Below are 14,236 nucleotides of genomic sequence, written 5' to 3'. Positions count from 1 at the left end.
CGTACTTTCCCCTGAAAGTTAGGCTGATTTTTTAGGTTTGTTGAAAATCATTTGATCACCATCATCTGACTGTAGAGATTTTCCAGATGGAGGATCTTTGTAAAAGGGCTTTTTACTTTTTTTAATTCCTCTTTCTGATGGATATAGCTATATCTGGAAGCGATATTGTGCATATTGGAAACCAATACCAGCCAGCATTCTTTCGCTTTGTTATTATACAGGTGATATTTTGTGTTTTTCTTTTCTATAACTTCCAGAATCTTATCAGAATGCAGCTCGTCAAACAGAGAAAGCTGATATTCTAAAAACAAAAGAACGCCCTTTCTATGGGGCGTTCTTCTGATATGCTTCACGAATTTTGTTTTTTTGTTATTGGTCAGGGCAGACGATATCTGTTGGATCAGCTGTTCCGGCTGCAGGTAAAACTCGTCCTGAAAATAATCTATGCTGAGATGGTAGATGCCGTAGAGACTTTTATATTCCGACAGCAGATTTTCCACAGTACGAAAGATATGATTGATATAGCTTTCCTTTTTCTTAAGCTCAAAGTGATTAATAATCTCCGAAACTTCCACACCAATCCGCTTTCCTTTGTAATTGATAATAAAATCAGGGCTCTCGCCGGTCAGGTTTTCGATTTCCATTTCGGGATAATGCTGGAACAGCGTATTGAGCAGCAGGAGTTCGGTTTTTTTCTGATATTCTTCGCGTTCATGCAGGTTGGCATTGCCGATAGAGTCATACCATTTTATCAGATTATCTGACTGGCCACCTTTGGAAACAACACAGATTTCCAGATTCTTCAGAAGGTCTTCACAAAAAATCATGTCATTTTTATTAGAAATTAAACCTGATCTAATTTAATAAATAATTGATTACAAAATACTTATATGAATAAAATTTAACAAAACTCCTAACAATTGTTTTTCAATGACTGACAACCACCTGACATCCGACATCTGGCCTTTCGCAACTAATTATTATATTTGCAAGCTTATAGACGACCTTAAAAACATATATACAAACTATGGATTTCAAAAACTTTAAGATGCCGTACAGCATCAATCCGAATTACGCCAAAAGAACTGCCTATTTCTCTATGGAATTTGCTATAGATCAGGCACTCAAGATATACAGCGGCGGACTCGGCTTTCTTGCGGGATCACACATGAGAAGTGCTTATAACTTAAAACAGGACTTCGTAGGAATCGGGATCTTGTGGAAGTACGGCTACTATGACCAGAGCCGGAATGCAGACCAAACCCTTAATCCGATCTGGACAAAAAAAATGTACAGCTTCCTGGAAGATACGGGTATCAAATTCCAGATCGAAATCCACAATGCTCCGGTCTGGGTCAAAGTCTGGTATCTGAATCCTGAAACTTTCAAGACCTGCCCGATGTTTTTCCTTAGTACAGATGTTCCGGAAAACGACCACCTTTCAAAAACGATCTCTCACAGGTTATACGACGCCAACGAGTCTACAAAACTGGCACAGTACATCCTTCTTGGAAAAGGAGGAGCAAAGCTACTGGATGAGATGAACTTCGAAAGGGACATCTATCACCTTAACGAGGCGCACGGTTTGCCTGCAGCATTCTATCTTTTGAGAAAATATGGCGGCGATATTTCCAAAGTTAAAGAAAAACTGGTTTTCACCACACACACGCCGGAAGAAGCAGGAAACGAAAGACACAATATTCATCTCTGCCATGACATGTCCTACTTCTGCGGTCTTACGATTGATGAAGTTAAAAAAATCGAGGGTGTTGAGGATGAAAGATTCAATCATTCGCTTTGTGCTTTGAGAATGTCCAGGATTTCTAACGGCGTTTCCCAGCTCCATGGTGTTGTGTCCAGAGAGATGTGGAGCAAATATCCGGGAATCTGTGAAATCAAATCTATTACAAACGCTCAGGAATTCAAATATTGGGCGGACAAACCATTATACGATTCCAAAGACGAAAGTGATGATGCACTTTTCGATTACCGCAAAAAACATCTTAAGAAAAGAACTTTCAAGATCGTTGCAGATCAGACAGGTAAAATCTTCGACCCCAATGTACTGACGATTGTCTGGGCAAGACGTTTTGCTGGTTACAAAAGAGCAGACCTTCTTTTAGCAGACAAGGAACGCTTCAGAAAAATGCTGGAAAACAGCAAATATCCGGTTCAGATTATCTGGGCGGGCAAGCCTTATCCGATGGATTACGGTGCAATTTCTACGTTCAATAACCTGGTTGAGGAAAGTAAAAATCATAAGAACATGGCGGTTCTCACAGGTTACGAATTATCATTAAGCAAATCTCTGAAACAAGGATCTGACATCTGGCTGAACAACCCAAGAGTCCCGAGAGAAGCTTCCGGAACAAGCGGAATGACTGCTTCCATGAACGGCTCCGTCAACCTTTCCACTGACGACGGCTGGATCCCTGAATTTGCAAAAAATGGAGAAAATTCTTTTGTAGTTCCACAAGCAGATTATAACCATTGGTCACAAGTTGAGCAAGATCAGTTTGACCTCAATAATCTGTATGATGTTCTGGAAAACCAGATTATCCCAACCTATTACGAAAATCCAAATCAATGGAGAAAGATTGTACAAACTGCAATGGATGATGTGAAATATCAATTCAACAGTGATAGAATGGCCGATGAATACTATAAAATTTTGTATTAATTTTTCATTTAAAAAATTCAAAACCCTGATCTCAAAAAAATCAGGGTTTTTTGTTGATTTAATTTCAAAATTCAACAATTATAATATGGATTAATGAGCTTAATGAAATTGTGCTGCTTCCGTAGAATCCTTCATGGCAACCGTTGCAGATTTCCCGTTGGTAACAACATTCTGGATTTCGTCAAAATAACCTGTGCCGACAAAGCTCTGATGTTTCACTGCGCGGAAACCTTTTGCCTGAAGCGCAAATTCTCTTTCCTGCAATTCGGAATAACCGGCCATTCCCTTTTCTTTATAAGCCAAGGCCAGTTCGAACATTGCCGTATTCAAAGCATGGAAACCTGCCAAAGTAATAAATTGGAATTTGTATCCCATTTTCGCAAGTTCTTCCCGGAAGTTTTCCATTTCTTCAATCGTGAGTTTTGCAGCCCAGTTGAAAGACGGCGAACAGTTATAGGCCAGCATTTTATTCGGAAATTTAGCATGAATTCCCTCAGCAAATTGTCTTGCGTATTCCAGATCAGGATTTGATGTCTCCATCCAGATCAGATCAGCATAAGGCGCATAAGACAAACCTCTGTCAATGCCTTGTTGAACACCATTATTTACAACATAGAAACCTTCCGAAGTTCTCTCTCCTGTCACGAATTTTTTATCCCTATCATCGATATCAGAAGTTAATAAATCGGCGGCATCTGCATCAGTTCTTGCAACAATTACAGACGGAACGCCGCAAACATCAGCAGCCAATCTTGCAGCAATCAGTTTGTTGATGGCTTCCTGAGTCGGAACCAGAACTTTTCCGCCGAGATGTCCGCATTTTTTGGCAGAAGACAATTGATCTTCGAAATGAACACCCGCTGCCCCCGCCTCAATCATTTGTTTCATCAGTTCAAAAGCATTCAGGTTTCCGCCAAAGCCAGCTTCCGCATCAGCAACAATCGGGACCAGATATTCTTTTTCTCCGCCTCCGTTTACCGATTGGATCTGATCTGCTCTCAGCAATGCATTATTAATTTTCTTAACCACAGACGGAACCGAATTCGCCGGATAAAGCGACTGATCAGGATACATCTCTCCGGAAAGATTTGCATCAGCAGCCACTTGCCAGCCTGACAGATAAATTGCTTCCAGTCCTGCATCCACTTCCTGCACAGCCTGATTTCCTGTCAAAGCGCCCAGCCCGGCAACCCAATCCTGATTATTGAGTTTGTGCCATAGTTTCCGGGACATTTCATTGGCAATCGTGTAGTCCAGTTTGTAAGAACCCCTCAGTTTCAGTACATCTTCTGCTGTGTAAGGTCTTATTACGCCGATCCAACGTGGATTTGTCAGCCAGTCTTTTTCCAGATCCTGGACTTTTTCTTGTTTTGTTTTCATAAATATTTTGTGATTTGGTGTGATTTTATTTTTAGATATAAGATTCCAGACTCAATATTTAATTATTGGATGTTTAGTCTTTCATCATTGTTATTTATTTTTATTTCTTAAATAAACGGATACGCTTTTATGGTCAGGAATTCTTCAAACTGTTCGCAAAAAATCAATTCGTTGAAAAGCTCTTTCGCCAGATTGAATTTCCCTCTGTTATACCGCTCTTCTCCTACATAGTTTTTGATTTTGGAAAGCTCTTCTTTTTCCCATTGTAAAACCAATTCTCTGGTAAGCATTCTCTTATCATCTAAGATGGCATCATTTTTCAGCCATTGCCAAACCTGAGTCCTTGATATTTCTGCCGTTGCCGCATCTTCCATCAAATTGTAAAGTGCTGCTGCTCCAACTCCCATTAACCAGGATTCTATATACAGAATTCCGACATTGATATTTTTTCTGACACCATTTTCGGTAATTGTCCCGTTTGGAGCTTCCAACAGTTCTGATTCTTTTATTTTGTAGTCAAATTGTTTATCAATCTGATTTTTCTCCGGCATATACTGATCAAAGATTTCTTTTGCTACAGAAACCAAAGCCGGATGTGCCACCCAGGTTCCGTCATGACCATTTCTGACTTCCCGTTCCTTATCATTTCTCACTTTTTCAAAGGCGATTTCGTTTGCTTCATCATTATCTTTCACCGGAATCTGGGCCGCCATTCCTCCCATTGCATGAACGTTTCTTTTATGGCAAATTTCGATTACCCTTTTGGAATAAGCATTCATAAACGGCGAAGTCATCGTTACCTGATCTCTGTCGGGAACTAAAAACTGTGGCTGATTCCTGAATTTTTTGATGTAAGAAAAGATATAATCCCAGCGTCCGCAGTTCAGCCCGGAACTGTGATTTTTCAGTTCAAAAAGAATTTCATCTAATTGAAAGGAAGCTGTAATTGTTTCAACCAGAACTGTCGCTTTGATTGTTCCCTGCGGAATTTCCAGATAATTCTGAGCAAAAACGAAAACATCATTCCACCAGCGCGCTTCTTTGTAATGTTCCAATTTTGGGAGATAAAAATAAGGCCCGCTTCCATTTTTTATCAAAGTTTTTGCATTTCGGAAAAAGTAAATCCCAAAATCCACCAGAGAACCAGATGCGTTTTCACCCTCGACTTCAATATTTTTTTCCGATAAATGCAACCCTCTGGGTCGAACAATCAAGGTAGCAATATTATCGTTCAGTTGGTAAGATTTGCCTTGTTTATTGACGAAATCGATCTTTCTATTAATAGCATCAGTCAGATTAATCTGTCCCTGAATACAGTTTTCCCAGGTCGGGGAATTGCTATCCTCAAAATCCGCCATAAAAGTGCTAGCACCGGAATTCAGCGCATTGACAATCATTTTTCTGTCAACCGGGCCGGTGATCTCCACTCTCCTATCTAAAAGATCTGGTGGAATATCTGAACAGGACCATTCTCCATTCCTGGTATGGATTGTTTCAGACGGAAAAGCCGGCAATTCACCTGAATCAAATTTCAGTTGTGTTTTTTTTCTTTCCTCTAATAATTCTATTCTTTGATGATTGAAATTTTTATGAAGCTTTATTAAAAATTCAATCAAATCATCATTGAATATAATCTGAAACTTGTCATCAGAAGCAATCTTTAGTCGGCTCACTGTCTTCATATTAAACTTTTTGTGATTTGGTTCGACAAATATATAAAAAAGATTTTCACAATTAGCGAACGTTCGCTAATTTTTATTAAATTTTATTATGCGGATAATCGCTTTAATATCTATCTTTGATTCTATGATTGTGGAAAGTGACTATATACGCGTGGTTTTCGGTTTAAAACTGAAACGACAGAGACAGAAAAAAAACTGGTCTCTGCAAGAGCTTGCAACAAAAACAGGCCTTTCTAAATCTTATCTCAATGAAATTGAAAACGGAAAAAAGTACCCGAAGCATGATAAAATTGTGCAACTTTCGGATGCACTGAGCTGTACATTTGATGATTTGGTTTCTACAAAACTGGACAAAAGCCTGATTCCTATTAATGGTGTTTTGCAGTCGGACTTTTTCAAAGAGATTCCTCTTGATTTATTCGGGATCAATAAGAATAACCTCATCAGCATCATCAGCGATGCTCCGAAAAAAGTCACCGCTTTTATCAATGCATTAATAGAAATCTCCCAGAATTATAATCTGGGAAAAGAACGTTTTTACTTCGCAGTGATGCGCTCATTCCAGGAATTGTACGACAATTATTTCCCTGACATTGAAGAAAAAGCAATCCATTTTGCTTATGAAAATCAACTAAAATTAAATAAAGATCTCAAAACCGACGTTTTAGAGACACTATTAAATGTAAACTTCGGGTATGAAATAAGATCAGAAGATTTTTCGAATGATTCTGCTCTAAACAAGCTTCGTTCATTATACATCCCTGAAAAAAAACTGCTTTTACTGAACAAGCGACTGGATACCAGTCAAAAAACTTTTATCCTGGCAAAAGAAATCGGCTTCAATGTCCTGAAACTTAGCCCAAGACCCAACACTTATTCCTGGCTGGATTTTGGCAGTTTTGAAGAGATTCTCAACAATTTTTATGCTTCCTACTTTGCCGGCTGTTTATTGATTTCAAAAAAAGAACTGATTGATAAAACTTCGGATTTTTTTTGTCGAAAAGAATGGGATCATCTTGACTTTGAAGCATTAATTCAGCATTTTACAGATTCTCCTGAAACATTCTATTACAGATTGACAAATATCCTGTCTTCGGAATTCGGAATAAAGGATCTTTTCTACCTCTGTTTTGTAAAAAAAGACAATTCCGATAAGATCAACATTTTGAAGGAGTTGCATCTCAACCATCAACAGGCGCCACATTCCAACGCTACCAACGAACATTATTGCAGACGCTGGATTGCGGTCAAAAACCTGCATCTTCTGAGGGAAAATGAAACACTGACTGCTGCACAGATCTCCCATTATAAAGACCAAGGCGTGAGTTATCTCGTGATTTCCACTTCTCAAAAAAATCCTTTTTCTGATGGCAGTAACAGAAGTTATTGCCTGGGAATCCTGCTCAACAATCAAACCTTCCGGAAGATTAATTTTGCAAAATCAGCATCCCTGAAGACTATTGAAGTGGGTGTAACCTGTGAAAGCTGCAGTATTCAGAATTGTGAAGCAAGACAAGCACCTCCGGTCAGGCTGGAAAAAGAACAATTCAATCTTGATATGAAAAAATCGATTGAGAGAATCAGAAAATCATTAATTTAGAGAATGATTTTTGACTTCCTATTTCCCAACCGCTGTCTGGATTGCAATCAACTGATTGACAAAAGAGATATCGTTTGTGAGTTATGCCTCGACAAAGTCAATTTTTCCAACCACAACTATTTTGACACTAATTCTCTGATCGAAAAAGCATCTTTACAAATCCCTGTTGAGAATGCCTATTCTCTCTTGATCTATGAAAAGGAGAGTCTGGCTCAGAAAATCATTCACCAGTTAAAGTATAATCACCGCGAAAAAATCGGAAAAATCCTGGCAAACTGGGTAACGCAAAGGGTTGATCTGAGTAAAAAAAAACCGGATTTACTTGTCACTGTTCCGCTTCATTACAAAAAATTGAAACAGCGCGGCTACAACCAGTTGCATCTTTTTAGCAATCAATTGTCTGCATATTATCAGATTCCTGTTCATCATACTTTACTAAAGAGAATTAAACATTCGCGGGCTCAGGCCAAGAAAAACCAGTCGGAAAGGCTGAAAACAAAAAATGCTTACCAACTGACGGAAAATATCAATGGCAAGCATATTTTATTGATTGATGATGTCTACACAACCGGAAATACAATATCAAACATCGCTTGGGAAATCCTCAGTAATTCTGAAAATGTAAAAATCAGTATTCTCGTGATGGCAATGGATATCTGATCAGTTATGCATTATAAGTTTGAATCATCTATAACTTACCTCACAGTTATCGCTGCAGTTTTTCCCCGTAAGACAGATCTCCGGCATCACCCAGCCCTGGCGTGATATAACCCTTGGACGTTAGATTTTCATCCAAAGCTCCAATCCAGATTTTTGCATCAGGATAAGCATGCTGAATAGTTTCTACGCCTTGTCTGCTAGCAATAGCCGCAACAATGTGAATAGAGGTAGGTTTTCCGTTGGTCAGCAAATCTTTGATTGCTTCGATAAGAGAGGCTCCTGTCGCCAACATCGGGTCAGCAACAATTAACGGACGACCGTCTAATTTCGGGCAGGTTAGATAATCCTGTTTGATGGAGAAATAATCGTTGGCATCGTGTTTTCTGTAAGCAGCTACAAAACCGCAATCGGCCTTATCAAAATAATTAAGAATGCCCTGGAACAAAGGAACACCAGCTCTCAGAATAGTCGTAATAACAGGCTGTGTTTCGATTTCTCTGACGGATATTTTATCGAGCGGCGTTGTGATTTCAATTTCTTTCTGACCAAGTGTTTTGCTGATTTCGAAAGCGGCGATCTCCCCGATTCTTTCCATATTTCTGCGGAATTTCATTCGGTCTTGTTGTACTTCGATGTTTCTAAGATCATTGATCCAGGAATTAACAAGAGAGAAGTTTTGTGATAATATTGTAAGCATTAGTTTTATAATATTTGTAAAGTTCGTAAAATTTTCTAATCAATAAAAACCCTTTCAGAATTAATTCCGAAAGGGTTAAATTTTATTTTTGTCTGAAGTAAACTTCAATTGGAACACCTGTAAATCCAAAGTGTTTTCTCAACTGGTTCTCCGTGAAACGTTTGTAAGGCTCCTTCACATATTGTGGAAGATTACAGAAGAAAACAAATTGGGGACTAGGCGTCGGAAGCTGAACGCAATATTTGATTTTAATATATTTACCTTTGATAGCCGGTGGTGGTGTTGCTTCGAAAACAGGCAGCATCACTTCGTTCAGTTTGGAAGTTTTTATTTTTTTCTTTCTGTCTTCATAAACTTCCATTGCAACCTCAACGGCTTTCAGGATTCTCTGTTTCGTCAAAGCAGAAATGAACAAAATCGGGATATCACTGAACTGCCCGATTTTATGCTTGATGGCCGCTTCAAAATCACGCATCGTGTTGGTTTCTTTTTCTACAAGATCCCATTTATTCACCAGAATCACGATTCCTTTTCTGTTTTTCTGTGCCAATCCGAAGATATTCATATCCTGGGATTCCCAACCAAGTGTTGCATCTACCATCAGTATCACAACATCAGAATATTCGATCGAGCGTATGGAACGCATCACGGAATAGAATTCCAGGTCTTCGGAAACCTTTGCCTTTCTTCTCATCCCGGCAGTATCTACAAGTACGAACTCATGTCCGAACTTGTTATACAGCGTCTGTATACTGTCTCTGGTAGTTCCAGCGATATCGGTAACGATATTTCTCTCAACATCGAGAAGCGCATTGGTCAAAGTCGATTTTCCGACATTCGGACGTCCTGCGATTGTTATTTTTGGCAAACCTTCGAAAGGGTCTTTGTAATCTGTCGTCGGGAAATCATTAACGACATCGTCCAATAATTCTCCGGTTCCGGAACCTGTTGCAGAAGACAACGTATAATATTTTTCAACACCCAACTGGTAAAACTCTGTTGCCGGCAATTCTTCCTTCGAAGAATCCACTTTGTTCACCACAAGATAAACCGGCTTATTGGATTTTCTTAATAATTCAAAAATCTCCTGATCGGTATCTGTAAGACCTTCTTCTACATTCACCATAAAAATAATGGAAGTAGCTTCATCGACCGCCAGCTGAACCTGTTTGCGGATCTCCTGCTCGAAGATATCTTCTGTCCCCACATCATATCCTCCTGTATCGATCACAGTGAAGTCTACACCGTTCCAGTCGGACTTTCCGTAGTGACGGTCACGCGTAACGCCAGCCGTAGAATCTACGATCGCTTCTCTTCTTTCTAATAAACGGTTAAATAATGTGGATTTTCCTACGTTGGGCCGTCCAACGATAGCGACAATGTTTGACATAAATTTGTTTCTTTTTCTTTAAAAACAAAGAGATTACAGAAGTTGGGATATAGAAATCAATTAGAGAATCTAAATCTCATGTGAATTTTTTAATCCCTCGATCTCCGAATTTTTAAATTCTGATTAAGAATGGGTTACTTCGACTTTCGAAGCCCAAAATTTTTGCAAATATAAGGTTTTTGGTTGAGAGTTTGCATCTGACAGTTTTTAGCTTCTGATTTTTAAATAATTGGAGAGCTTTTTGTAACTTCAATTCAAAATTAAACTATGAAAAAAATATTAATTATTTTGCTCACAGCATTTATCATCATTCAATTTTTCCCGATTGACAAAACCAATCCTGAAGCCAATGAAGGCATGGATTTTTTAAAAATCAAGAATACGCCTGAACCGATGGCAAAGCTGATCAAGAATTCATGTTATGACTGTCATTCCAACGAAACTGAATATCCTGCATACAGTTATATCCAGCCAGCAGGCTGGCTCTTGAAAAACCACATTGATGAAGGAAGAAAAGAACTTAATTTCTCTACATTTGCAACTTACGAACCAAAGCGCCAGGCACACAAGCTGGAAGAAGCCGCTGAATATGTGGAACAGAAAAAAATGCCTTTGGAAAGTTATACTTTAGGTCATTCTGATGCCAAATTGTCTGACGAACAACGAAAGCAATTGGTCGACTACTTCCGAATGATCCAGAAACAAATCCAGGAAACCAACAGATTATGACAACAGAGATCTCAGTTAGTTTAAAAGATAAATCCATTGTTTTTTATGATGGTGAATGTGGATTTTGCAATCATTGGGTTCAATGGATTTTAGAAAAAGACAGAAATGATAAATTTTTATTTTCTTCACTACAGTCGGAATTCGGGCAGAAATTTTTAAATGACAGAAATCTTCCGAATCAGTTTTTTGACACGCTTTACCTCTGGAAACCCGAGCATTCTTATTTGTCAAAATATCAGGCGGTCTTAAGAATTGCCAGTGAACTGGGTGGCGTTTATTCTTTGGCTAACATTGGAAAGATTCTTCCTGATTTTATCGGCAACCAGATTTACAGCTTGGTTTCCCGAAACCGTAAGAAACTAGCGGAAAACCAATGTTTTTTACCCAATGCGGAACAACGGAAAAAATTCCTGAATTGAAAAATGCGTAAGTGATTGCAGCGGCATCCTTTTTCTGAAGCAGGACAACCCGGGCAGGAAAAGATATAGCGGAAAGCACGACCCGTTTGTGCTGATTTTATCAGCGCAATGGGATACGTCCTATCTATTTGTCTTCCTGAAATATTAAAATAAAATTTTTTCTGATTTTATATTTTTATATTTGCAATATTATGGAATATAATACCGACAGAACACAGCTACTAATGCCTGAATATGGGCGCAATATACAGCAACTCGTAGAGCATTGCAAAACCCTTCCTACAAAGGAAGAGCGTAACGAAATGGCGCTTGCTATCATTGAGTTTATGGGTCAGAGAAACCCACACCTTCGTGATGAAGAAAATTATAAGCACAAGCTTTGGGATCATCTTTTTATTCTTGCCGATCACAACCTGGATGTAGATTCGCCATATCCGATTCTAAGTGCAGAAGACCTGATCACGAAGCCAAGAAAAATGGATTATCCATCTTTGGAAAACGATTATAAATTCTACGGAAAAAGTATCCTTCAACTGATAGAAACTGCAATCGCTCTGGAAGAAGGTGATGAGAAAGATGCCTTGATACAGGTAATTGCCAATAATATGAAGAAATCCTATAACGTGTACAACAAAGAACATGTGCAGGATGATGTGATTTTCCGTCATCTTAAGGAGCTGTCGAAAAACAGGCTTGATCTCACCGGTCTTGATTCTCTGGATAAGAGCAAAATCTATTATGCCACCAACAGGAATAATAACAATAACAGAAACAGCAACAGAAATCAAAATAACAATAATAACAGGAAAAATAATTTCCAGAATCATAAAAACAAAAGAAGATAAATGGACGGTGCTTTCGAAATAAGAGGAGGAAAAAGACTGAGCGGAGAAATTACACCTCAGGGTGCAAAGAATGAAGCGCTGCAAATTCTTTGTGCGGTTTTGCTCACGGAAGACGAGGTCAGGATTACCAATATTCCCGACATTAAGGACGTGAATAAATTAATCGAAATCCTTCAGGACTTCAATGTCAAAGTGACCAAAAACGGAAAAGGAGATTATACCTTCAAAGCTGATGAAGTAAACTTCGATTATATCAAATCCAGAGAGTTCAAAAAAGACGGTGCCAAGCTGAGAGGTTCTGTTATGATTCTCGGACCGATGCTGGCGAGATTTGGCGAAGCTTATATGCCTACGCCGGGCGGAGACAAAATCGGAAGAAGAAGACTTGATACACATTTTCAGGGTTTTGTGGAACTGGGAGCAGAATTCAGTTTTGATGAAGAAGACCAGTATTATTCTTTGAAAGCCAAAGAGCTGACAGGAAAGTTTATTCTTTTGGAAGAAGCTTCTGTAACAGGAACAGCTAATATTGTGATGGCAGCAGTTCTTGCAAAAGGAAAAACGAGAATCTATAATGCGGCATGCGAACCTTATCTGCAGCAATTGTGCAAAATGCTGAACAGAATGGGAGCGAATATCACAGGAATCGGTTCCAACCTTATCACCATCGAAGGCGTTGATAAACTGCACGGAACGGAACATACAATGCTTCCGGATATGGTAGAAATCGGTTCGTGGATTGGTTTGGCAGCGATGACAAAATCTGAAATCACCATCAAAAATGTCAACTGGAATCAGCTGGGTGTCATCCCGAATACTTTCAGAAAGCTTGGGATAGAGCTGGAACAGAGAGGTGATGATATTTATATCCCGTCCCAGGAACATTATAAAGTGCAGAAATTCATAGATGGTTCGATTTTAACAGTTTCGGATGCACCTTGGCCGGGTTTCACTCCGGATTTGCTATCTATTATTCTGGTTGTTGCGACGCAGGCAAAAGGATCTGTTCTGATCCACCAGAAAATGTTCGAAAGCAGATTGTTTTTTGTTGACAAACTGATTGATATGGGCGCTCAGATCATATTATGCGATCCGCACAGGGCAACTGTTATCGGCCTGAATCAGGAAACGCCACTGAGAGGAACAACGATGGTTTCACCCGATATCAGGGCTGGGAATGCACTTCTGATCGCAGCTCTATCAGCGGAAGGAAAATCAGTTATCCAGAATATTGAGCAAATCGACCGAGGCTATGAAAATATCGACGAAAGACTCAGAGCGATCGGCGCAGAGATCAGAAGAATTTAGAATTTATAAAAAAAGAAGCTTATTATGAAGCTTCTTTTTTTTGTATCACATCGATTTTGCTGTTGACCAATTTATATTTCTGAAGATAATTTTCCAGATCGGCCAATGAGTCATGATTCACTTTCAGCATAAGCCGGATGTTCCCAAAATTATTTCCGTTGATATATTCCAGATCAGCATTGATAATTTTATAAATGATTCCTAATTGGTTGTATATCGTGTAAAGAAGGATATCAAAACGGATTTTACCATTCAGATCAACCTCCAAAATAATCTCTTTTTCTTTGATTGGAAAAAAAGCTTTTTTATCATTTTCATTCGGATAAATCATATTTTTAATTTTTTGGAGAGTTAAATTTTCTCAGGATAGGATTAACTAAATAATTGTAGATATAACAACCTATACAGACATGGAAAACACTTTCAGCACAAGCGAATAAAATCAACATGACCCCCAGAAAAATACCGGACTGAGAATCATAAAAAACAGCGATAAGCAAAGACATCAACAAACCTAACGATGCGGCAAATCTCTTTGGAGCAGCAAAAACCGGTTTCTTTTCAAAATAAACAAACTCACTTATTTTTTTAGCAGTATAAGATAGAGGCGACATAAATATCCCGCTCGCCCTGATAAAAAAATCAATAACCAACAACAACAAAAGCCACTGCTGCTGGAAATGAAGCCCGAAAACTGTAATCAATACCACCTGATAAGCCACTAGTGAGACTACATTTTCGTCCACGTAGATTGTTTTATTTTTAAATTTTTCCATAGTCTTTTATAAAAAAAGCTTTACCGGTAAGGGTAAAGCTTTCACACACTCTCTCCTACCAAATGTCATT

Annotated in this window: 14 protein-coding genes; 7 read left to right on the top strand and 7 right to left on the bottom strand. The window is 38.8% G+C overall.

Annotated elements, in window-relative coordinates:
• Window positions 1-47: 47 nt before the first annotated feature.
• Window positions 48-827, bottom strand: a complete 780-nt coding sequence (locus tag BUA97_RS11385) for a hypothetical protein (RefSeq protein WP_072998086.1) — start codon at window positions 825-827, stop codon at window positions 48-50.
• 200 nt (window positions 828-1,027) lie between these two features.
• Between BUA97_RS11385 and glgP the strand changes: the two genes are divergently transcribed.
• On the top strand, window positions 1,028-2,680 hold the full coding sequence (glgP, locus tag BUA97_RS11380; RefSeq protein ID WP_072998084.1) for an alpha-glucan family phosphorylase: 1,653 nt from the start codon (window positions 1,028-1,030) through the stop codon (window positions 2,678-2,680).
• Between the two features lie 99 nt (window positions 2,681-2,779).
• Here glgP and aceA read toward each other — a convergent pair whose 3' ends face one another.
• Together aceA and aceB are read right to left on the bottom strand one after the other, a co-directional pair.
• The gene (gene aceA, locus BUA97_RS11375; protein WP_072998083.1) at window positions 2,780-4,060 is read right to left on the bottom strand and encodes an isocitrate lyase; all 1,281 of its coding nucleotides are present in this window, start codon (window positions 4,058-4,060) and stop codon (window positions 2,780-2,782) included.
• 107 nt (window positions 4,061-4,167) lie between these two features.
• Entirely contained in the window at window positions 4,168-5,742 is a 1,575-nt protein-coding gene (gene aceB, locus BUA97_RS11370; RefSeq protein WP_072998081.1) for a malate synthase A, read from the bottom strand.
• Window positions 5,743-5,830: 88 nt separating this feature from the next.
• Here aceB and BUA97_RS11365 point away from each other — a divergent pair, with 88 nt between their 5' ends.
• A complete protein-coding gene (locus BUA97_RS11365; protein WP_072998079.1) occupies window positions 5,831-7,342 on the top strand; it encodes a helix-turn-helix domain-containing protein in 1,512 nt (503 codons plus the stop codon).
• A gap of 3 nt (window positions 7,343-7,345) precedes the next feature.
• Entirely contained in the window at window positions 7,346-8,002 is a 657-nt protein-coding gene (locus BUA97_RS11360) for a ComF family protein (RefSeq protein ID WP_072998077.1), read from the top strand.
• Between the two features lie 46 nt (window positions 8,003-8,048).
• Here the strand turns inward: BUA97_RS11360 and upp are convergent, their stop codons facing one another.
• On the bottom strand, window positions 8,049-8,699 hold the full coding sequence (gene upp / locus BUA97_RS11355) for a uracil phosphoribosyltransferase (protein WP_072998075.1): 651 nt from the start codon (window positions 8,697-8,699) through the stop codon (window positions 8,049-8,051).
• Window positions 8,700-8,781: 82 nt separating this feature from the next.
• On the bottom strand, window positions 8,782-10,089 hold the full coding sequence (gene der / locus BUA97_RS11350) for a ribosome biogenesis GTPase Der (protein ID WP_072998072.1): 1,308 nt from the start codon (window positions 10,087-10,089) through the stop codon (window positions 8,782-8,784).
• A 267-nt stretch (window positions 10,090-10,356) separates the two neighbouring features.
• Here der and BUA97_RS11345 point away from each other — a divergent pair, with 267 nt between their 5' ends.
• The 4 genes from BUA97_RS11345 (at window position 10,357) to murA (ending at window position 13,390) form a co-directional block, all read left to right on the top strand.
• On the top strand, window positions 10,357-10,818 hold the full coding sequence (locus BUA97_RS11345; RefSeq protein WP_072998070.1) for a heme-binding domain-containing protein: 462 nt from the start codon (window positions 10,357-10,359) through the stop codon (window positions 10,816-10,818).
• Window positions 10,815-11,237, top strand: coding sequence for a thiol-disulfide oxidoreductase DCC family protein (locus tag BUA97_RS11340; protein ID WP_072998068.1), 423 nt, complete (start codon window positions 10,815-10,817; stop codon window positions 11,235-11,237). The genes BUA97_RS11345 and BUA97_RS11340 overlap by 4 nt, the downstream gene beginning before the upstream one ends.
• 191 nt (window positions 11,238-11,428) lie before the next feature.
• Window positions 11,429-12,082: a DUF4290 domain-containing protein gene (locus tag BUA97_RS11335; RefSeq protein ID WP_072998066.1), complete on the top strand. Its 654-nt coding sequence runs from the start codon at window positions 11,429-11,431 to the stop codon at window positions 12,080-12,082.
• Complete coding sequence (murA, locus tag BUA97_RS11330) at window positions 12,083-13,390, top strand: UDP-N-acetylglucosamine 1-carboxyvinyltransferase (protein ID WP_072998065.1); 1,308 nt, start codon at window positions 12,083-12,085, stop codon at window positions 13,388-13,390.
• A gap of 22 nt (window positions 13,391-13,412) precedes the next feature.
• On the opposite strand, the gene BUA97_RS11325 is transcribed toward murA, so the two are convergent.
• Both BUA97_RS11325 and BUA97_RS11320 read right to left on the bottom strand, forming a co-directional pair.
• The gene (locus BUA97_RS11325; RefSeq protein ID WP_072998063.1) at window positions 13,413-13,721 is read right to left on the bottom strand and encodes an NIL domain-containing protein; all 309 of its coding nucleotides are present in this window, start codon (window positions 13,719-13,721) and stop codon (window positions 13,413-13,415) included.
• Between the two features lie 4 nt (window positions 13,722-13,725).
• Window positions 13,726-14,166, bottom strand: a complete 441-nt coding sequence (locus BUA97_RS11320) for a DUF4395 domain-containing protein (RefSeq protein WP_072998062.1) — start codon at window positions 14,164-14,166, stop codon at window positions 13,726-13,728.
• Window positions 14,167-14,236 lie beyond the last annotated feature (70 nt).

The organism is Epilithonimonas mollis (assembly GCF_900142325.1).
GTDB lineage: Bacteria > Bacteroidota > Bacteroidia > Flavobacteriales > Weeksellaceae > Epilithonimonas > Epilithonimonas mollis.
Note: the sequence above shows the minus strand (reverse complement) of the source record. Positions and strands in the feature narration are given on the sequence as shown.